The following is a 17,188-nucleotide window of genomic DNA, read 5'->3' as shown; positions in this document are numbered from 1 at the left end:
GGCGGCGCGGGCGGCAGCAACACCGCCGGTGCGGGCGGCGCCGGCGGGACGCAGACGGCCGGCAACGCCGCGGGCGGCACCGGCAACGGCGGCGCGGGCGGCGCAGGCGGCACCCTCAGCGTGAATGCCGGGACGTTCGACATGTCGAACACGATGACCAGCGTCGGCCAGTCGGCGGCCGGGATCATGACGGTCAGCCAGAACAACGGCTTCTCTTCGCTGATCCAGCAAAGCGTCAACGTCCAGGCCAACATGAGCGTCGGCCGCTAGCGGCAACGGCGGGACGGCCCCCGCCGGGGCGCGGTCCCGCCGCTTTGTATCGCAGAGCGCGCCGCGAGGCGCGCGATAAGGAGAACCTTATGCTGAACCTGTCCAGGCAGGGAATGGCGGCGCTGCTGTTCGCGTTGTCCGCGACGTGCGCGGCGCAGCAGGCGGCGCCGCCCGTGTCACCGGCCGATGCCGCCGTGACGTCGGAGACGGCGCCGGCGGCCGGCGCGCAGCGGCGGGGCGGCGAGGTGTTTGCCGCGCCGCTGGCCGAGGAGCGGCTGGCCGCGCTGCGCGGCGGCAGCGAGTCGCCGTGGAGCGATATGAAACTGAACGGGGCGGTCAGCGGCAACAGCGCGGTTGCCGTGGCGTCGGGCGCCAACGTCATCACCGAGGGCTCGTTCAGCAACGCCTCCGGCTTGCCGATGGTGATACAGAACTCGGGCGCCAACGTGCTGATCCAGAACGCGACCATCATCAACGTTCAATTCAAATGAACGCGCCGCCGATCCGTTGTGTGTGTACGGCGCTGGCGCTGGCGCTGGCGCTGTCGGCGCCGGTAGCCGGCGCCGACCTCGCCGTGGGCGGCGGCAGCTTCCGCGTCAACGTGGCCAGCCTGAAGGAGGCGCGCTACCAGACCACGGCGCGGCAGCACCTGGACTTCAGTTGCGGCTCGGCCGCGCTGGCGACGTTGCTGACATACCACTATGATTATCCGATCAGCGAACAACTGGCGTTCGAGGAAATGTTCCGCAGCGGCGACCAGGCGCGCATCCGCCGCGACGGCTTCTCGCTGCTCGACATCAAGCGTTTCCTGGCCACGCGCGGTTTCGCCGCCGACGGCTTCGAACTGCCGCTCGAAAAACTGACCGAGGCCGGCTTTCCGGCGATCGTGCTGCTGGTCGAGAATGGCTACCATCATTTTGTCGTGGTCAAGGGCTTGCGGGACGACCGGGTGCTGATCGGCGACCCGTCCGGCGGCACCCGCGCCATGGGCCGCGGCCGCTTCGACGCGGCCTGGCAAAACCATTTGTTGTTCGTCATCCATGACACGCCGGGCAAGCCGCGCTTCAACGCGGCGGCGGACTGGCGGCTGGCGCCGCAGGCGCGGCCGGCCGACGCGATCGAGCGCGACGGCCTGCAGCGCTTGTCGCTGCCCACGCTGGGCGACGGTAATTTCTAGGGAGGGACATCATGGCCTGGCATCGCCGCTTGAACATCACGCTGTGGGGCGTCGCGCTGTGGGGCGCCGCGCCGGCGGCCGGAGCCGCCCCGGGTCCCTTCGACGCGACGCCGGTGCCGGACGCGCGGCTGGAGGCCACGCGCGGCGGCTTCGACGGCAACCTGGCGGTGTCGCTGGGCCTGGAGCGGCTGGTGACCATCAACGGCGAACAGGTGTCGAACACCCGCTTCAACGTGGCCGACCTGTCGCGCATCACCGGCGGCGAGGCGGCGCTGGTGCGCGCCGCGCTGGCGCCTTACCAATTGGTGCAAAACGGCGCCGGCAACGGCGTCGTCGATCCCGTGCTGGCGCCGCAGGCGATGTCGGCGTTGCTGATCCAGAACAGTCTCAGCGATCAATTGATCCGTAGCCAAACCACCATCAACGCCGCGGTCAACACGCTGGCCGCGCTCAAGGGGCTTGGTTTTGAAGGCAGCCTGCGCCAGGCGCTGGCCGCCACGCTGGTGCCGCGCTGAGCGCGCCGGCCGCCGCCAGGCGCTGGCCGCCACGCTGGTGCCGCGCTGAGCGCGCCGGCCGCGCCACCGATTGCGTAATACCGTCGATTCATCCACGCCTTTTCAAGGAGCGTAGCATGCAGCTGGCCTATTTTGTGCGCAGAGGTTGCGTCGGTTTATCCCTGACGCTGTCGAGCCTGACGACGCAGGCGCAGGCGCCCGCAGGTGCTCCGGGCGCCCCGGCCGACCTCGCGGCCGAGCTGGCGAACCTCAAGGGCCAGCTGGCCGAGCAGCGGGAATTGCTGAACGCCCTGCGGCGCGAGTTGGCGGCGCAGAAGACCGCGCTCGGCGCCGCGCCGGTGCCGCCGCTGCAATTGCAGGCGCAGCGTGGCACCGGCGTCGGCGTCGGGGCCGCCTCGGCCGAGCAGCCGGCGCGGCCTGCGGCGGCCCCGCCGGTCCAGGAAACGGTCGGCCAGGCGCCGGCGCGCGACGGCCGCCCGCCCGAAGTGGCGCCGCTGTTCGAGGCGCCCGGCGTGCTGACGCCGAAGGGCAAATACGTGCTCGAGCCGTCCTACCAGTTCGGCTACGCGTCCAGCAACCGGGTGGCGCTGGTGGGCTACACCATCATTCCGGCACTGCTGATCGGCCTGATCGACGTGCGCGAGGTCAAGCGCAACACGATGACGGCCGCGCTGGCCGTGCGCTACGGCCTCGGCAGCCGCACCGAGCTGGAGTTGCGGGTGCCCTATGTCTACCGTTCCGATTCCACCGTCAGCCGCGAAATCTTCACCGGCACGGCGGTGGAAAAAGTATTCCACACCAGCGGCCGGGCGCTCGGCGACGTCGAGCTGGCGCTGCGCCACCAGCTCAACGACGGCGGCGCCGACCGCTCGTATTACGTGGCCGGCCTGCGCATCAAGTCGCGCACCGGCCGCGATCCCTTCGAGGTGGTGACCGACTGCGTGCAGCGCTGCGTGGGGCCGAACGCCAGCGGCACCGGCCTGCCGCTGGACCTGCCGACCGGCTCCGGCTTCTATGGCATGCAGCCCAGCCTGACCTGGCTGTTCCCGTCCGATCCGGCCATCTTCTTCGGCAGCGTCAGCTATCTGCACAACGTCAAGCGCAGCGGCGTGCGCCGCATGGTGCTCGACGGGGCGTGGGAAGACCTGGGCACCCTGGCACCGGGCGGCGTGATCGGCTTTAACTTCGGCATGGGGTTGGCGCTGAACGACAAGGCCTCCCTGAGCCTGGGCTACAACCACGATTCGGTGGCGCGGATCAAGCAGAACGGCGTGGCCGTGCCGGGTTCGGTGCGGACCCAGCTGGGGACCTTGCTGATGGGCTTTTCCTATCGCTTCAGCGCGCAGCGCTCGCTCAACGTCTCGGTCGGCGCCGGCCTGACGCGCGACACGCCGGACGTGACGCTGTCGGTGCGGCTGCCACTGAGCTTGTAGCGCAGCGCGGCAGGATGGGCGCGTCGTGCGCGGGCAACCGGTTGCAACGATTGCCGCGACTGCGGCGCCCACGGCACGCCGCGCCGGCCGGTTGATCTGGCGTGACGGCGCGGACGCCTGGCGTGGTCAGGCGAACGCCCGCTCGAGGTCGAGTGTCGAGCGCACCCCGAGCTGGCCGGCATGAGTCCGCAACCATTCATCGGCCGCCTCCACGCCGCGCCCGTGCAGATGGGTGATGAAATCGAGTTCCGCGTTGAACTTGCTCGACACGCGGTAGTCCGACAACGTGTCGTTCCCGCTGATCAGGTGAAGGCGCGACCGGCTGGCGTGCACGGAGGTGCCTTGCTCCTCGTCGGGCGCGGCCAGTACGTGCTTGAGCGAGGCGAGTTCGCGCACGAAGCTGATGTTGAAGGCGATTTCATTGGCGCGGTTGCTGATGTCCGCCAGGCTGCGTGGCATGGTCGAGCGCGAGACCGGATTGTTCTGCACCACGATCACGTCGTCAGCGGCGCTGTCGAGCAACGGCGCCAGCGGCGGGTTGGCCACATAGCTGCCGTCCCAGTAGCTTTCCCCGTCCACCTCGACGGCGGCGAACACCGTCGGCAGGCACGCCGACGCCAGCAGCGACTGCACGGTGATTTCTTCGCTCGGGAAGATGCGGCCCTTGCCGGTGCGCACATTGGTGGCCGCGATGAACACGGGGATCGTGTCGCTGGCGCGCACCCGGTCGAAGTCGATCAAACTCGACAGCAAGATGCGCAGCGGATTGTGCGTGAACGGAATCTCGAACACGGGCCCGGCCAGCATGCCGGCCATCTCCAGCCCGTGGTAGGCGGGCGAACCCTCCATCGTCCAGCCGCCGACCAGGTGGTCGAGCAAGGTGCGCCGCATCGGACTGAACGTGGCCGCCATCGCCAGCCCGGTCCAAAAGCGCCGCAACGCCCGTTGCGCGCCGCGCCGGCCGCCGCCGCCGGCGTAGCCGTCGGCCAGCACGGCGGCGTTGACCGCGCCGGAGCTGCTGCCGCTCAGACGCGCGATGGACAGATCCTCCTCATCGAGCAGCCGGTCGAGCACGCCCCAGGTGAAGGCACCGTACGCGCCGGCCCCCTGCAGGCCCAGGCTGACCGTTTTAGTTAAGACGTCGCGCATCGGCCGCCCCTTTCAGGTAGTGTGCCGCCGCGATGCCGCCGGCCAGCGCCAGGACCAGGGCGGTGGTGCTGCCGGAGAAGCCGACCACGCCACTGGCGGCGATCGTGCCAGCCTTGCCCCCGACCAACTGCAGCCGCCGCTTGGACATCTCGACCCCCATCTTGCTGAGCTCATCGGCGCTGAGCAGCTTCTCGGCGGCGGCCAGCAACACCGTTTCCTCGTCGGCCACGTGGTGCAGCACGATGCGCATGAGCTCCATCAGCAACTGGTCGTGTTGTTCATCGATCGTCGTGCTGGCGCGCAGCCGGGCGATCAGCAGCCGCATCTCATCGTGTTCGGGCTCGCTCTTGGCGACGACGGGGTCCGGGCTGATCCGGCGCATGGTTGGATAAAAATATTCCTCCTCCAGCATGGCGTGGATTTCCAGCGCGGTGCAGATATGGGTGGTGAGCGCCTTTTTCACCCGCTTGCTGGCGCCGCCCGTGTATTGGTGAAAGGCGAGCAGCACATGGCTGTGATCCATCCGGATCATATCGGTGATCGAGGGACTGAGTTTGCTGAGCGTAAACATGGCTGACTCCTTTAAGTGGACGTTGCTCCGGGACGCGCCGCCGGCGACGCGCATCCCGGTACGGCATTCAGGTTATTCCGCGCGCTCGGCGGCCGCCTGGGCGGTGAGTTTCCACGCGGCCAACAACGTGCCGCCCACCAGCAACGACATGACCAGCGGCCGGCCGCGCGTGCTCAGGTAGGTGTAGGCCGAGTGCTCATGTACCTTGCTCTCGCGGCCTCCCTGGCGTTGCTGCAATTCCATTCCATTCGGGCCGTACAGCGCGTCCACCCGGTTCGGCGATGACGGCTGGTTTTTTTGCTGCTGGCCGAACATGAACAGGTTCATGAATTTGTCGAGCGCGCGCGGCATGACCCGTCCCTCCAGCGAGACCATCTTCGAGGCGCCGCCGACATAGATGTCGCGGCGCGGATGCTCGGCCGCGTACAGGATCGCGTCGGCCACCAGCTCCGGCGCGTACAAGGGGGCCGGCAACTCGGGTTCGTTTGCCATGTAGTTGCGGGCGTGGCCGGTGAACATGGTGTCGATGCCGGCCGGCTTGACCAGCGTGACGGCAATGGGGACCTTGTCCTTCTCGATTTCCATCCGCAGCGAGTCGGTGAAGCCTTTGACCGCGTGCTTGGAGGCCGAGTACATCCCCTGCAGCGGCACGGCGCGGTCGGACAGTTCGCTGCCAAGATTGATGAGCGCGCCGCCTTCGGCCTTCATTAAGTCCAGCGCCACCAGGGAACCGTGTACGACGCCCCAAAAATTGGTTTGGAATAACTTTTCCTGGTCCGCCAGGGGCACGTCCTGGTTGCGCCCATAAATCGAGATGCCGGCGTTGTTGACCCAGGTGTCGATGCGCCCGAAACGCTGTATGGCCGCCCGTCCCAGCGCGGCGACCTCGTCCCGGTTGCCCACGTCCGTCGGCACCGCCAGGGCCTCTGCGCCGGCGCCCCGCAGTTCGGCCACCAGGGTATCGAGCGCGGTGCTGTCGCGGGCCGCCAGCACCAGGCTGGCGCCCTTGCGCGCGGCGGCGCGCGCGGTGGTCAAGCCGATGCCGCTGGTGGCGCCGGTGATGACCATCACTTGGGAATGTAAAGGTTTCAATCGAGTTGGCATGTTGTCCTCCGAAGATAGAGCCGCCATCATGCACGCGCCGCGTGACATGCGCTGTAGGCGTTTCCCGAAGGAGGAAGTAGGACAGTGACGTGTGACGATGAGTGCGCTAAACGCGCGCCAGCGTGCGCTGACACACGGTCGCCTTCAACTGTGCTGGCTACAGTGGGGGCTACCCATTTCAGGAATCCCCATGGACGACCATCTCACCGTCGCGCCGACCGGCGCGGCCATCGGCACCTATCCCGTCAACCTGCGCATCAACGGCCAGCCGCACCGCTTCGAGGTGGAGGCCTGGGTCACCCTGCTGGACCTGCTGCGCGAACGGGCCGGCTTGACAGGCAGCAAGAAAGGCTGCGACCACGGCCAGTGCGGCGCCTGCACCGTGCTGGTCGGCGGCAAGCGCATCAACTCGTGCCTGACCTTGGCGGTGATGCAGAACGACAAGGACATCACCACCGTCGAGGGCCTGGCCGATGGCGCCCGGCTGCATCCGCTGCAGCAGGCCTTTATCAAGCATGACGCCTTCCAGTGCGGCTATTGCACGCCCGGCCAGCTGTGCTCGGCCGTTGGCTTGATGAACGAGGGGGAGGCGAACACCGTCGCCGAGGTGCGCGAATTGATGAGCGGCAATGTCTGCCGCTGCGGCGCCTATCCCGGCATCGTCGCCGCCGTCACCGAGGTCATGGGGCTGCCGGAACGCAAGGACAACCCGGACCGGCCGTATCTGCCGGGGACGGTGCCCGCATGAATCCGATCACCTACGTCGAAGCGGCCGATGTGGCCGGCGCGCTCGGCCATCAACATATCAGCGGGCGGGCGTTCATCGCCGGCGGCACCAACCTGATCGACCTGATGAAGGAACAGGTGATGCGGCCGAGCACGCTGGTCGACATCAACGGCCTGCGGCTCGATGCGATCGAGCCGGCCGAGTCCGGCGGCTTGCTGCTGGGCGCGACCGCGCGCAACGCCGATACCGCCTATCATCCGCTGGTGCGCGACGGCTACCCGCTGTTGACGGCGGCGATCCTGGCCGGCGCCTCGCCGCAGATCCGCAACATGGCCAGCAACGGCGGCAACCTGCTGCAGCGCACCCGCTGCCATTATTTCTACGACCTCGCCACCGCCTGCAACAAGCGCGACCCCGGCAGCGGCTGCGCGGCCATCGGCGGCCTGACGCGCCAGCACGCCATCCTCGGCGCCAGCGCGCACTGCATCGCCACCCATCCCTCGGATATGTGCGTGGCGCTGGCCGCTCTGGAGGCGGTGGTGCACGTGCGCTCGGGCGAGGGCGCGCGGCAAATCGCCTTCGCCGATTTCCACCGGTTGCCGGAGGACCATCCCGAGCGCGACACGACCCTGGCGCTGGGCGAGTTGATCACGCATATCGAATTGCCGCCGGCGGCGCAATTCGCCGCCCACTCGGCCTACCTGAAGTTCCGCGACCGCGCCTCGTACGCGTTCGCGCTGGTGTCGGTGGCGGCCATGCTCGACGTCGGCGACGACGGCGTGGTGCGCGACGCCCGGCTGGCGCTGGGCGGCGTGGCCCACAAGCCGTGGCGCGCGCCGCTGGCCGAGGCCGCGCTGATCGGCCGGCGCGCCGGCCCGGAGACGTTCGCGCACGCGGCCGAGCTGCTGCTGTCCGGCGCCCGGGGGCAGGGCGAGAACGACTTCAAGATCACGATGGCGCGCCGCGCCGTGATCCGCGCGCTCGAGCAGGCGCTCGAAGGCACGCATGACAATTCCCATGAATTCGCCGGCAAGGAGCCACTGTGACCGATCTGATTGAAGCATTGCGCACCCCCGTGGCCGACCAGGGCACCGGTAACGTCAACATCGGCATGGCCGTCTCGCGCGTGGACGGGCGCGACAAGGTCACCGGCCAGGCGCGCTACGCCGCCGAGCATTGGCCGGAGGCCGCCGAAGGACCGCTGCTGTACGGCGTGGTCGTCAGCGGCAGCGTCGCCAAGGGCCGCATCACGGCGATCCGCGCCGCCGCCGCGCTGGCCGTCCCCGGCGTGGTGGACGTGATCTCGCACGAGAACCGGCCGCGCATCCGCTCCTTCGATATCTTTTACAAGGACATGACGGCGCCAGGCGGCTCGCCGTTCCGCCCCCTGTACGACGACCAGGTGCTCTACAGCGGCCAGCCGCTGGCGCTGGTGGTGGCCGAGACGTTCGAGGCGGCGCGCTACGCGGCCGCGCTGGTGGAGATCGACTACGACGTCGAACCGCACGAAACCTATCTGCTGCAGCATCGCGGCCGCGCCTACACGCCGAGCCGCCTCAAGGCCGGCTACACGCCGCCGCCCGACACCAAGGGCCATCCGGACGATCGCTGGGACAACGCGGCGGTGAAGATGGAGGGCGAGTACTACAGCGGCGTCGAGCACCACAATCCGCTGGAAATGTTCGCCTCCACCGTGATACGCGGGCCGGACGGCCACCTGACCATCTACGACAAGACCCAGAGCTCGCAGAACAGCCGCTGGTATGTGTCGCACGTGTTCGGCCTGTCGAAGGACAAGGTCACGGTGCGCAACCCCTACGTCGGCGGCGCCTTCGGCTCGGGCCTGCGGCCGCAGTATCAGTTGCCGCTGGCGGTGATGGCCGCGCTCAAGCTGGAGCGTTCGGTGCGCGTGGTGCTCACGCGCCAGCAAATGTTCAGCTTTGGCCACCGGCCGGAAACGCAGCAGCGCGTCAGGCTGGCGGCCGAGCCGGACGGCACGCTGAGCGCCATCATCCACGAAGCCCTGGCCGAGACGTCGCGCATCGAGGATTACGTCGAGGTGGTGGTCAACTGGTCGGGCGAGCTGTACGCCTGCGAGCATATCCGGCTCGGCTACAAGCTGGTCGACCTCGACCACGCCAGTCCGATGGACATGCGCGCGCCTGGCGCGGCGCACGGCGTGCACGCGCTGGAGGTGGCGATGGACGAGCTGTCGTACGCGCTGAAGATGGACCCGCTGGCGCTGCGCCTGAAGAATTACGCCGAGGTCGATCCCAGCCACGGCCTGCCGTATTCGACCAAGGAGCTGCGCGCCTGCTACGAGCAGGGCGCGGCCCGCTTCGGCTGGGCCAAGCGCCCGCTGGAGCCGGGCACGATGCGCGAAGGGCGCGAGCTGATCGGCTGGGGCATGGCCACCGGCATGTGGGACGCGATGCAGATGTTCGCCCGCGCCAGCGCCGTGCTGCACGCCGACGGCAACCTGGTGGTGAGCAGCGCCGCCACCGACATCGGCACCGGCACGTACACGGCGATGGCCATCATCGCCGCCGACGCCATGGGCCTGCCGCTGGAGCGCGTGCGCTTCCAGCTGGGGGACTCGACGCTCCCGGTGGCGCCGATCGAAGGCGGCTCGTCGCACGTGGCGACCGTCGGCTCGGCGGTGGATGGCGTCTGCGACAAGCTCAAGGAGCGGCTGTTCAAGATGGCCAGGAAGATGGACGGCTCGCCGCTAGCCAAGGCGCGCCTGGCCGACGTCGAATTTGCCGGCGGCGGCGTGCGCCTGATCGCGCGGCCGGAGGTCGGCGTCCCGCTGACGGCCATCATGGCCGCCAGCGGCGAGGCGCGCATCGAAGAGAAGTACATGATGCTGCCCAATATGCTCAAGCAGATGAAGTACCAGCGCGCCACCCATTCGGCGGTGTTCGTCGAGGTGCGGGTCGATCCCGACTTCGGCACCGTGCGCGTGACGCGGGTGGTCAGCGCGGTGGCGGCGGGACGCATCATCAACGCCAAGACGGCGCGCAGCCAGATCATCGGCGGTGTAGTATGGGGGATTGGCCAGGCGCTGCACGAGGAGACCTTCTGCGACCATCACGAGGGGCGTTTCATGAACCACAACCTGGGCGAATACCACGTGTCGGTCAACGCCGACATCCACGATATCGATGTCATCTTCGTCCAGGAGGACGACCGCATCGTGAGCAAGATCGGGGCCAAGGGCGTCGGCGAGATCGGCCAGGTGGGCGTGGCGGCGGCCGTCTGCAACGCCATCTACCACGCCACCGGCCGGCGCGTGCGCAGCACGCCGATGACGCCGGACAAGGTCATGCTGCCGTAGACAAGACTGGAGAATGCCATGCCGATAAAAACCGTGGACGGCTACGAGGTCGACTACACGGCCGAACCGTTGGAGGGTTGCGACGCTTGGGGCGCGTATGTCGCGATCTTCGCGCCGTCGGACAATCCCATGCACATGAATAATATCGTTCCCAAAAAGCGGGTCGCCGCCGACGTCGCCTTGACCAGCGAGGCGATGGCCGAGCAGGAGGCCGAAAAGGCGGCCATGGAGATACTCGGCCAATTGCGAACGGGTGGGCATAAGTGCGTGGGCCGGATACCGGCCGGACAGGCCGGAAGTTGATGAATTTTCGATCATGGAGTGATCTATGAATATGTTGTCGTCCGGTAACCTGGTCAAGCAAGCTCGGCGGCCCGGAAATGATCGTGGTTGGGGTCGCGGACTTCCACCGCGACCGGCCGGAGGCCTTGCCGGTGTTTTGCGTGTGGGAGAGAACCATTTCCTGCATGAGGAAGTGTTTCAAACCAAGCACTTGGCGTTGATCCGCAAGGAGGGCCGGCGCGCCGTGCGCAGGGCCGACGCCGATGACCGCGCCTGCGCGCCGAGCCAGCCGACGGGCGGCATTCATCAAACTGGCGTGTCAGCGGAAAATCCGCGCCTGCCCGGGCGTTCCAGTGCTGGATTTTGCACGCGACGGATTTCGACTAGACGGCAACGGCGCCGGGCTGGTATCGTCTGGCATGCGGCCGTGCGATGGTGACCACGTTTTCGGCGTCTGCCCGATGCGCCCTATCGCCGCGATCTGGCTTTGACGCGTGCGTCAAAACGGGCGTGGATCTCACTGCCGAACGGCAGTAGTGCCTTCTCCACGACGGAACCACCGTCGTATTTTTTCATCAGGGCTGCCACGGCGGTCTCCTGATCGGCCCACCGTTCGGCCTGGGTCTCCGTGCTCCAGGCATCTCCCCGTCGAACTTTTTCGACGACATCATCGTAGCTGCGCAACGTGTAGTGATGCAGGGCCAATACCGCCTGATGGCAGGCGGCAGCGCTCCATCCCGGGCGATACGCAAGACGATGCGGTGATTTGATCGCCCCGCCGTCAACCGCCAGCGGTCGGCACAGGGACTTGCAATTTTGCTGCGGGGCCACCGCATGGGCCATTGTATAGTTTTCGATGACCAAACCGGACGGACGACGCTTGTGGCCGTTGGTACCGAACGTGATCCAAGGAAACTCCAGCCCGCCGATGTCCGGCGCTTGCTCGCTTAAAAAGGAGGATAGGGTGGCGGGGCCTTGATAGCGGATGAACTCGTCGGCGTCGATCACGGCGGCCCATTGCGCGTCGTGCGCGTGGTGGTGGAAGAAGTGTTGATAGGCGAGCAGTTGTTGCCGCAGTCGCCCCGGCCAATGGATAAGCGTGACCAGCGTGTCGTAGTCCGACAGGGCGTCGTGAATGTTGTCGTCACTTTCGTTGTCGTAGACATAGAAGTGCTCCACCCCGAGCAGTAGATGATACTCCAACCATTCGGGCAGGTATCGAGCTTCATTTTTGACGATCACGCAGACTACCAGTTTTTTCATCGTCGTCGTCCGTTCTCTGTTCGGGTTGTCATTCGGGTTGCCACGCGGCCGTGCCCTAGCCGGCGGCGCGGTGGGCGAGAGCCTCGTAAGCGCTGGCGATACGACCTGGCGCGAGGCGCGACGAGAGATCCTCCGCCCGTGCGGCGGCCGCCTCGGCATTGCCCGAGTCCAGGACCAGCCGGTCCAATTCTTCCAGCGTGCACAGATCGACGCCTAGTTGCTCCTTGAAAGGGACCTCCGGGTTGATGGCGCAGGGGATGCCGGAACAGAGGTATTTTTGTATCTTGGTGGGCGGCTTGTGGCGTTGGTTAAAACAATCGGTGAACTTGTAGTCGAACGCGGCGGCGCAAGTGAGCAAAGCATCACGCTGGGCAGGCACCGACCACTCGCGCATGATGACGCCAAGGCCACCCAACCTGCGCGCGAAGTCCGGCATGCCGATCTCCCCGGCGTGCCTGGCGGCGGCGGCTTGGGCGCGCGGACACGAATGATCTGTCAGCACGTCGATTTCCCGTGGGCGCCGTGCCAGCTGGCACAGACCATGGACGAGATAGGGCAGATATTGGTAGGCGCCGATCCACAGCAGGGAGCGGCCGGGGGAGCGCGCCGCATGCGCGACGCCATACTTGTTGTAGTGGTCCACCCAGGCAATGCGCTGCGCCGGGAAATACGGGCCCAGGCTGCGCGCATGCAGGCACACGGTGCTGGCCGCGTCGATAAAGGCCCGATGCCGGGCGATGTGGCACTCGTCGGCGAAGCAGTCCACCGGGAAAAACAGCAGCGCGATGCGGCGGCGCCTGATCTCGGCGGCCATGCGTTCCGATCCGGGGTGCTTGATCCAGAACACCAGGGAGCCGTCGGGTATCTCGTCCAGGGTCTGGAAATAACGGATGTCGTGGCGGTCTGCCAGGCGCCGCGCGACATCGGCGCCGACCCAATGCCAGGAGGGTTGGTCGGTGACCGGCCCGAAGAACATGCGCATACGCTTTCCTTTCCCGCGTCAGCGTGCGGCGGGGCGGGCCGCCTGGCCGGCCACCACGCCTCCGGGACGCATCGCGACGATACGGTCGGCCACCGCCGCGAGCGTCTGGCTGTGCGTGATGAGCAGCACGGTCCTGCGTCCCCTTAGCTGCGCGATCACCTCGCACAGGCTGCGTTCGTTGTCGGCGTCCAGCGATGCGGTCGGCTCGTCCATCAGGATGACCGGCGCGCGCGTGTAGAGCGCGCGGGCGATCGTCAGTAACCGGACCTGTCCGCCCGACAGGCGCCGGCCGTCGACGCCGACCCGGCTGTCCAGGCCCTGCGGCAAGGCCCGCACCAGCTGGTCGAGCCGGGTTTGCGCAAGCACCTCCCAGACCCGCCCGGGATCGGGCCGCTCGTCGCCATAGGTGACATTCTCCAGGATCGACCGATCAAACAGGCGCGCGTGCTGGGTGACCACGGCCAAGTGGCGGCCCAGGTCTTCCGGTGCCAGTTCCCGCAGTGGCCGGCCATCGACCAGCACATCGCCCGCATCCGGCGTCAACCTGGCCCGTAAAACCTCGAACAGGCTGCTCTTCCCGGCCCCCGACGGCCCCATGATGGCCACGATCTCGCCTGGCCGCGCGGCCAGGTCCACCTTGTCAAGCGCGGGCCGCCGCTGCCCCGGGTAGCGCGCCGTCACCTGCCGCAACGCGATGTTGCCCCCGAGGGGCGGCCCCGGCCGCGGTGGCGGACACTGCGCGGCGGACAGGTCCGCCAGCGCCAGGACCGATTGGGCGCCGAGGATGCTGCGCAGGATGGGGCCGGCAAGCTCGGCCAGGTTCTTCAGCGGCGCCAGGATCAGAAAAAGATTAGTCACATAGGCGGCGGCCGAGCCCTTGGTCATCGCCCCGGCGTTCACCGCCTGCAGAGTGCAGACAAGGATGATGCCGATGACCGCCACCGCCAACACCTGGCTCAACGGCGCCGGCAGCGCGCCGGCGCAATAGAACTTCAGTTGGGCGGCCCGCAACTGGTCGGCGGCCGCCTGGAACTGGCGCAGTTCAAGCGCTACGGCCCCGTGCAGCTTGACGACGGTCGCTTTTCTGCTGCGCTCGGCAAGCAGGTTCGCCATGCTTTCGTTCGCTGCGATCTGGCGCCGCGTCACCAGGCGCACCCGCGCGAACACCGCCCTGCACACGGCAAACACGATCGGCACCGCCAACGACGCGATCAGCGTCAGTTTCCAGTTCAGCACCAGCAGCGACGCATACAAGGCGAGCAAGCTGAGGGAATGGCGGATGAGCTTGCCCGTGACCCGGTCCAGGAGGTCGGCGCACTGCCGAATCTCGAAGTTCAGCAGGTACATCACCCGGCCGATCGACGGCGCCGGCGCCGGCACGGCGTCGCCGCCGAGCGCCTGGCGATACAGGCGGCGCTGAATGGCAGTTATCAGGTCGGCGCTGACGCGGCCCATCAGGTGGGTCGACACGGCCATCGCCGCGCCCTGCACCGCGAACATCAGCAGCACGGCGGCGGGCAGCATCGGATAGCTCACCCATCGCGGCAGCGGCGCCTTGCCCCAGTCGACCGTATACTTGACCACCGCGACCAACGCCGGCTGGGTGGCCGCGGCCACTATCAGGCACAGCGCCACGGCCAGCAGCGCGATCCAGTCGCCGCGAATCGTGCGCCAGATCTGCCGCAGGTCCGCCGGCATCGACCGCTCGCCGGCCCGGTCCGGACCGATGGGCTCGTCCGGCGCCATGGCGGACCGCCGTGACGGTGCGCTGGCGGCGTTCATGCGCATTGCCTCCCCGCGGCGCCGGCCGGCGCCGGGATGTCGGCAGCGCCGCGCCCGGTGCGCTCCAGCCATTTTCCCCGTCCATCATCAAGCACTAGCACGCGGTCCGCCACCGCCAGCGCGGCCTGGCTGTGGCTGACCATGACCACGGTGCGCCCGTGCGCCAGGGCGGCGAGCGAGCGCGATACGGCCAGCTCGCTCTCTCCATCGAGCGCCGAGGTCGGCTCGTCCAGCAGCACGATGGGGGTGTCGCGATAGGCCGCCCGCGCGATCGCCAGCAATTGGCGCTGTCCGCCCGACAGGCAGGCGCCGTCGGGCCCGACGCGCGTGCGTTCGGCCGCCGGTAGCGCCGCCACGAACGTATCGAGTTGGGCCGTGCGCAACGCGTTCCACATGCGTTCCGGATCGGGCGCGCCGTCGCCGTAGCAGACGTTGTAGGCGATGCTGTCATCGAACAGCTGGGTGTCTTGGCCCACGTACGCGATCCGGGCCCGCAGCGCTGGCAGGTCGAGCTCGCTCACGCAGATGCCGCCGACGCGCACGCTGCCTTCGCGGGGGAGCAACAGTCCGGCGATTAAGCTCAGCACGCTGCTCTTGCCGCTGCCGCAATGGCCGGACAACGCCACCGTTTCGCCAGGGGCGACGGCAAGACTGAGCCCCCGCAGTATCGGGCGCGACGCGCCCGGATAGGTGGCCGTGACATTGCGCAGTTCGATGCCCGGCACGCCGTCGTCGCCAAGGCGCAGATTGCCCGAGCGCTCGCGCGGCAGGTCGACCGAGGCGAACATCGTCCATGCCGCCACCACGGAACGCAGCAGCGCCGCGTTCGCCGACGCCAGGTCGCGCAGCGGCACCATCATCAGCATCAGCGCGGTACTCATGGCAACGAACTCACCGTCGGTGAATGTGTCGCCGAGCATCGGGCGCACCCAATACAGGCCGGCGATATAGGCCCCTACCACGGTCTGGCTGGCGGGCACCATCAAACCGGCGCGGCTCGACATCGCCCGGAAGGCGCTATTGACGCGCGCCGCGATGGCGTCCAGCCGGCGCGCCTCGAACTCGCCCGCCGCATGCTGGCGCACCAGCTCGCCATGCGTCAGCGCTTCCTCCGCGGCATCGCCCAGCTGTGAATTGGCGTCGACATAAGCTTGCACCGCCTGCTCGAAGCGGTGGCCGATCACGCGAACCGACCAGACGAACGGAAACACGAAGCTGAGCAGCGCCAAGCCCAGCCAAGGGTGTATCTGTAGCATCGTCACGGCCAGCGCGACGACGCTGAACAGGTTGCGGAAAACCTTCACCAGCACCCGCTCCACCAAGTCCAGCGCCGTCCGCCCCTCGATGGAAACGACATTGATCGCGCGGCCCATCTCGTGGCTGTCGACCTGGGGCGGCGCCTGCAGTATCGCTTGATAGACCTCGCCCTGCATGCGTGTGACCACATGCGACGACACCCAGATCATCAGGTAGCCGGTGGCGAATCCCCCCAGGCCGCGCACGGCGAAGACCCCGACCAGGCCGAGCGGCACCCATACCAGCTCGTACCTCGCGAGCCGACCCGCGAAGCCGTGATCGACCAGATACTTCGTCGTCCATACCAGGGCCGGCTCGGTGGCCGCCACCAGCCCCATGCCGGCGAACGCGGCCAGGAAATACCGGCGGTACGGCAGCACGCTTGCCAGCAATCGTCGAATCGCGACCAGCGGACGGCCCGCAGTGCGCGCTTGCGGCCGGTTCGCCGGGCCGGTGAGGCCGCCGGGCGGCAGGGCCAGTTCCTCAGGGGGAGGCATGGGCCGCCCGCTCCGCGCCCGCAGGGCGCGCCGTCATCGAAAAATACGGATGCTCGAATTTGGTCGGCGTGAACAGATTGATGGCCAGGCCGGTGTCGCGGGCTGCGTACATGAAGCCGATCTGGTCGCGCACCGAGTGCCGGCACAGCTCGCTCCACCACGCATCGTTGAACCGGCGCACCGCGCCCGAATGGCGCCGTATCACTACCGACGTTTCCGGCAGCCCAAGGCCGGCCGGCAGACCCTCGGCGCGATACCGGCGCACTTGCGCATCGATCACGTCTGGGTCGTCGAGCGCCAGTTCGCGGCAGCGCGCCGCCTCGTCATAGGTGCAGGCGCGGGTGCGGTGCCGGAACACCGCAAGGTCGGCGTCACCCAGGTACTCGTCGACCAAGCGCCGCGCCGGGACCCGCAATGCGACGTTCGCGTCGAGCCAGATCGAATAGTCGGTATCGGTGAATTGGTGCGACAGGATCTTGTGCATGCGCGCATTGCGGCGCGCCGACGAAAACAGTGTCGAGGCCGGCGCATGTGACCAGCAACTGTCTTGTTTCGTTTGGGCGTCGACATAGGCGCGGAAATGGGCGCCATCGATATTTTGATCACCGCGCAGCGTATCGCGCCGATCGGTACAACAGGTAAATACGGTAATCAAATTGAATTCCCAAAAAGAAAGGGCAGGCGCCGGGCCAGCTTGCGTGATTCAAGCCTGCGCCGAATCGGACCATTTTGACCGATGACCGGCGGAAGACGCGGGATAAAATTTATTCTATTATTTATAATCCTAGCCCAAGCCGATGATG

General features: G+C 67.6%; 17 protein-coding genes and 1 pseudogene. 10 read left to right on the top strand and 8 right to left on the bottom strand.

The features are described 5' to 3' along the window. The 5 genes and pseudogenes from MRBLMU1_RS23400 to MRBLMU1_RS23380 all read left to right on the top strand — a co-directional run. Positions 1-270, top strand: a pseudogene (locus tag MRBLMU1_RS23400) (hypothetical protein); the annotation flags it as partial. An 89-nt stretch (positions 271-359) separates the two neighbouring features. Further along, positions 360-761, top strand: coding sequence for a hypothetical protein (locus tag MRBLMU1_RS23395; protein WP_363506501.1), 402 nt, complete (start codon positions 360-362; stop codon positions 759-761). Beyond that, entirely contained in the window at positions 758-1,447 is a 690-nt protein-coding gene (locus MRBLMU1_RS23390) for a C39 family peptidase (RefSeq protein WP_363506498.1), read from the top strand. The genes MRBLMU1_RS23395 and MRBLMU1_RS23390 overlap by 4 nt, the downstream gene beginning before the upstream one ends. 11 nt (positions 1,448-1,458) lie before the next feature. Further along, the gene (locus MRBLMU1_RS23385) at positions 1,459-1,962 is read left to right on the top strand and encodes a hypothetical protein (RefSeq protein WP_363506495.1); all 504 of its coding nucleotides are present in this window, start codon (positions 1,459-1,461) and stop codon (positions 1,960-1,962) included. A gap of 116 nt (positions 1,963-2,078) precedes the next feature. Next, positions 2,079-3,395: an acetate kinase gene (locus MRBLMU1_RS23380; RefSeq protein WP_363506492.1), complete on the top strand. Its 1,317-nt coding sequence runs from the start codon at positions 2,079-2,081 to the stop codon at positions 3,393-3,395. A gap of 126 nt (positions 3,396-3,521) precedes the next feature. Here the strand turns inward: MRBLMU1_RS23380 and MRBLMU1_RS23375 are convergent, their stop codons facing one another. The 3 genes from MRBLMU1_RS23375 to MRBLMU1_RS23365 form a co-directional block, all read right to left on the bottom strand. Beyond that, positions 3,522-4,544: a patatin-like phospholipase family protein gene (locus tag MRBLMU1_RS23375; protein WP_363506489.1), complete on the bottom strand. Its 1,023-nt coding sequence runs from the start codon at positions 4,542-4,544 to the stop codon at positions 3,522-3,524. After that, positions 4,525-5,115, bottom strand: coding sequence for a hemerythrin domain-containing protein (locus MRBLMU1_RS23370; protein ID WP_363506486.1), 591 nt, complete (start codon positions 5,113-5,115; stop codon positions 4,525-4,527). Before MRBLMU1_RS23370 ends, MRBLMU1_RS23375 begins: the two co-directional genes overlap by 20 nt. 72 nt (positions 5,116-5,187) lie before the next feature. Beyond that, on the bottom strand, positions 5,188-6,219 hold the full coding sequence (locus tag MRBLMU1_RS23365; RefSeq protein ID WP_363506483.1) for an SDR family oxidoreductase: 1,032 nt from the start codon (positions 6,217-6,219) through the stop codon (positions 5,188-5,190). A 190-nt stretch (positions 6,220-6,409) separates the two neighbouring features. Here MRBLMU1_RS23365 and MRBLMU1_RS23360 point away from each other — a divergent pair, with 190 nt between their 5' ends. The 4 genes from MRBLMU1_RS23360 to MRBLMU1_RS23345 all read left to right on the top strand — a co-directional run bounded on the left by MRBLMU1_RS23360 (position 6,410) and on the right by MRBLMU1_RS23345 (position 10,586). After that, positions 6,410-6,967 carry a (2Fe-2S)-binding protein gene (locus MRBLMU1_RS23360; RefSeq protein ID WP_363506480.1) on the top strand — a complete coding sequence of 186 codons (558 nt, stop codon included), beginning with the start codon at positions 6,410-6,412 and terminating at the stop codon, positions 6,965-6,967. Then, a complete protein-coding gene (locus MRBLMU1_RS23355; protein WP_363506477.1) occupies positions 6,964-7,992 on the top strand; it encodes an FAD binding domain-containing protein in 1,029 nt (342 codons plus the stop codon). Before MRBLMU1_RS23360 ends, MRBLMU1_RS23355 begins: the two co-directional genes overlap by 4 nt. 65 nt (positions 7,993-8,057) lie before the next feature. After that, positions 8,058-10,283, top strand: coding sequence for a xanthine dehydrogenase family protein molybdopterin-binding subunit (locus tag MRBLMU1_RS23350; RefSeq protein ID WP_363506529.1), 2,226 nt, complete (start codon positions 8,058-8,060; stop codon positions 10,281-10,283). A gap of 18 nt (positions 10,284-10,301) precedes the next feature. Next, on the top strand, positions 10,302-10,586 hold the full coding sequence (locus MRBLMU1_RS23345; protein WP_363506475.1) for a hypothetical protein: 285 nt from the start codon (positions 10,302-10,304) through the stop codon (positions 10,584-10,586). Between the two features lie 447 nt (positions 10,587-11,033). Here MRBLMU1_RS23345 and MRBLMU1_RS23340 read toward each other — a convergent pair whose 3' ends face one another. The 5 genes from MRBLMU1_RS23340 to MRBLMU1_RS23320 form a co-directional block, all read right to left on the bottom strand. Continuing rightward, the gene (locus MRBLMU1_RS23340; protein ID WP_363506472.1) at positions 11,034-11,828 is read right to left on the bottom strand and encodes a glycosyltransferase family 2 protein; all 795 of its coding nucleotides are present in this window, start codon (positions 11,826-11,828) and stop codon (positions 11,034-11,036) included. Positions 11,829-11,883: 55 nt separating this feature from the next. Beyond that, positions 11,884-12,810, bottom strand: coding sequence for a hypothetical protein (locus tag MRBLMU1_RS23335; RefSeq protein ID WP_363506469.1), 927 nt, complete (start codon positions 12,808-12,810; stop codon positions 11,884-11,886). Positions 12,811-12,828: 18 nt separating this feature from the next. After that, positions 12,829-14,592: an ABC transporter ATP-binding protein gene (locus tag MRBLMU1_RS23330; protein WP_363506466.1), complete on the bottom strand. Its 1,764-nt coding sequence runs from the start codon at positions 14,590-14,592 to the stop codon at positions 12,829-12,831. Beyond that, a complete protein-coding gene (locus MRBLMU1_RS23325; RefSeq protein ID WP_363506526.1) occupies positions 14,589-16,226 on the bottom strand; it encodes an ABC transporter ATP-binding protein in 1,638 nt (545 codons plus the stop codon). Before MRBLMU1_RS23325 ends, MRBLMU1_RS23330 begins: the two co-directional genes overlap by 4 nt. Positions 16,227-16,371: 145 nt before the next feature. Next, positions 16,372-16,899, bottom strand: coding sequence for a glycosyltransferase domain-containing protein (locus MRBLMU1_RS23320; protein ID WP_363506523.1), 528 nt, complete (start codon positions 16,897-16,899; stop codon positions 16,372-16,374). Positions 16,900-16,965: 66 nt separating this feature from the next. On the opposite strand from MRBLMU1_RS23320, the gene MRBLMU1_RS23315 reads away from it, so the two are divergent. Further along, positions 16,966-17,118: a hypothetical protein gene (locus MRBLMU1_RS23315; RefSeq protein WP_363506532.1), complete on the top strand. Its 153-nt coding sequence runs from the start codon at positions 16,966-16,968 to the stop codon at positions 17,116-17,118. Positions 17,119-17,188: the final 70 nt, after the last annotated feature.

The sequence above is a fragment of the Burkholderia sp. LMU1-1-1.1 genome (assembly GCF_040675865.1).
Taxonomy (GTDB): domain Bacteria; phylum Pseudomonadota; class Gammaproteobacteria; order Burkholderiales; family Burkholderiaceae_D; genus Rugamonas.
This window is presented reverse-complemented; position numbering and strand designations above follow the sequence as displayed.

Coding starts and splice junctions, on each gene's coding strand:
- MRBLMU1_RS23340 (WP_363506472.1), bottom strand. CDS start 11,828: ATGAAAAAACTGGTAGTCTGCGTGATCGTCAAAAATGAAGCTCGATAC.
- MRBLMU1_RS23360 (WP_363506480.1), top strand. CDS start 6,410: ATGGACGACCATCTCACCGTCGCGCCGACCGGCGCGGCCATCGGCACC.
- MRBLMU1_RS23370 (WP_363506486.1), bottom strand. CDS start 5,115: ATGTTTACGCTCAGCAAACTCAGTCCCTCGATCACCGATATGATCCGG.
- MRBLMU1_RS23395 (WP_363506501.1), top strand. CDS start 360: ATGCTGAACCTGTCCAGGCAGGGAATGGCGGCGCTGCTGTTCGCGTTG.
- MRBLMU1_RS23315 (WP_363506532.1), top strand. CDS start 16,966: ATGGGCGCCATCGATATTTTGATCACCGCGCAGCGTATCGCGCCGATC.
- MRBLMU1_RS23390 (WP_363506498.1), top strand. CDS start 758: ATGAACGCGCCGCCGATCCGTTGTGTGTGTACGGCGCTGGCGCTGGCG.
- MRBLMU1_RS23380 (WP_363506492.1), top strand. CDS start 2,079: ATGCAGCTGGCCTATTTTGTGCGCAGAGGTTGCGTCGGTTTATCCCTG.
- MRBLMU1_RS23350 (WP_363506529.1), top strand. CDS start 8,058: ATGGCCGTCTCGCGCGTGGACGGGCGCGACAAGGTCACCGGCCAGGCG.
- MRBLMU1_RS23330 (WP_363506466.1), bottom strand. CDS start 14,592: ATGAACGCCGCCAGCGCACCGTCACGGCGGTCCGCCATGGCGCCGGAC.
- MRBLMU1_RS23345 (WP_363506475.1), top strand. CDS start 10,302: ATGCCGATAAAAACCGTGGACGGCTACGAGGTCGACTACACGGCCGAA.
- MRBLMU1_RS23325 (WP_363506526.1), bottom strand. CDS start 16,226: ATGGGGCTGGTGGCGGCCACCGAGCCGGCCCTGGTATGGACGACGAAG.
- MRBLMU1_RS23355 (WP_363506477.1), top strand. CDS start 6,964: ATGAATCCGATCACCTACGTCGAAGCGGCCGATGTGGCCGGCGCGCTC.
- MRBLMU1_RS23385 (WP_363506495.1), top strand. CDS start 1,459: ATGGCCTGGCATCGCCGCTTGAACATCACGCTGTGGGGCGTCGCGCTG.
- MRBLMU1_RS23335 (WP_363506469.1), bottom strand. CDS start 12,810: ATGCGCATGTTCTTCGGGCCGGTCACCGACCAACCCTCCTGGCATTGG.
- MRBLMU1_RS23365 (WP_363506483.1), bottom strand. CDS start 6,219: ATGCCAACTCGATTGAAACCTTTACATTCCCAAGTGATGGTCATCACC.
- MRBLMU1_RS23375 (WP_363506489.1), bottom strand. CDS start 4,544: ATGCGCGACGTCTTAACTAAAACGGTCAGCCTGGGCCTGCAGGGGGCC.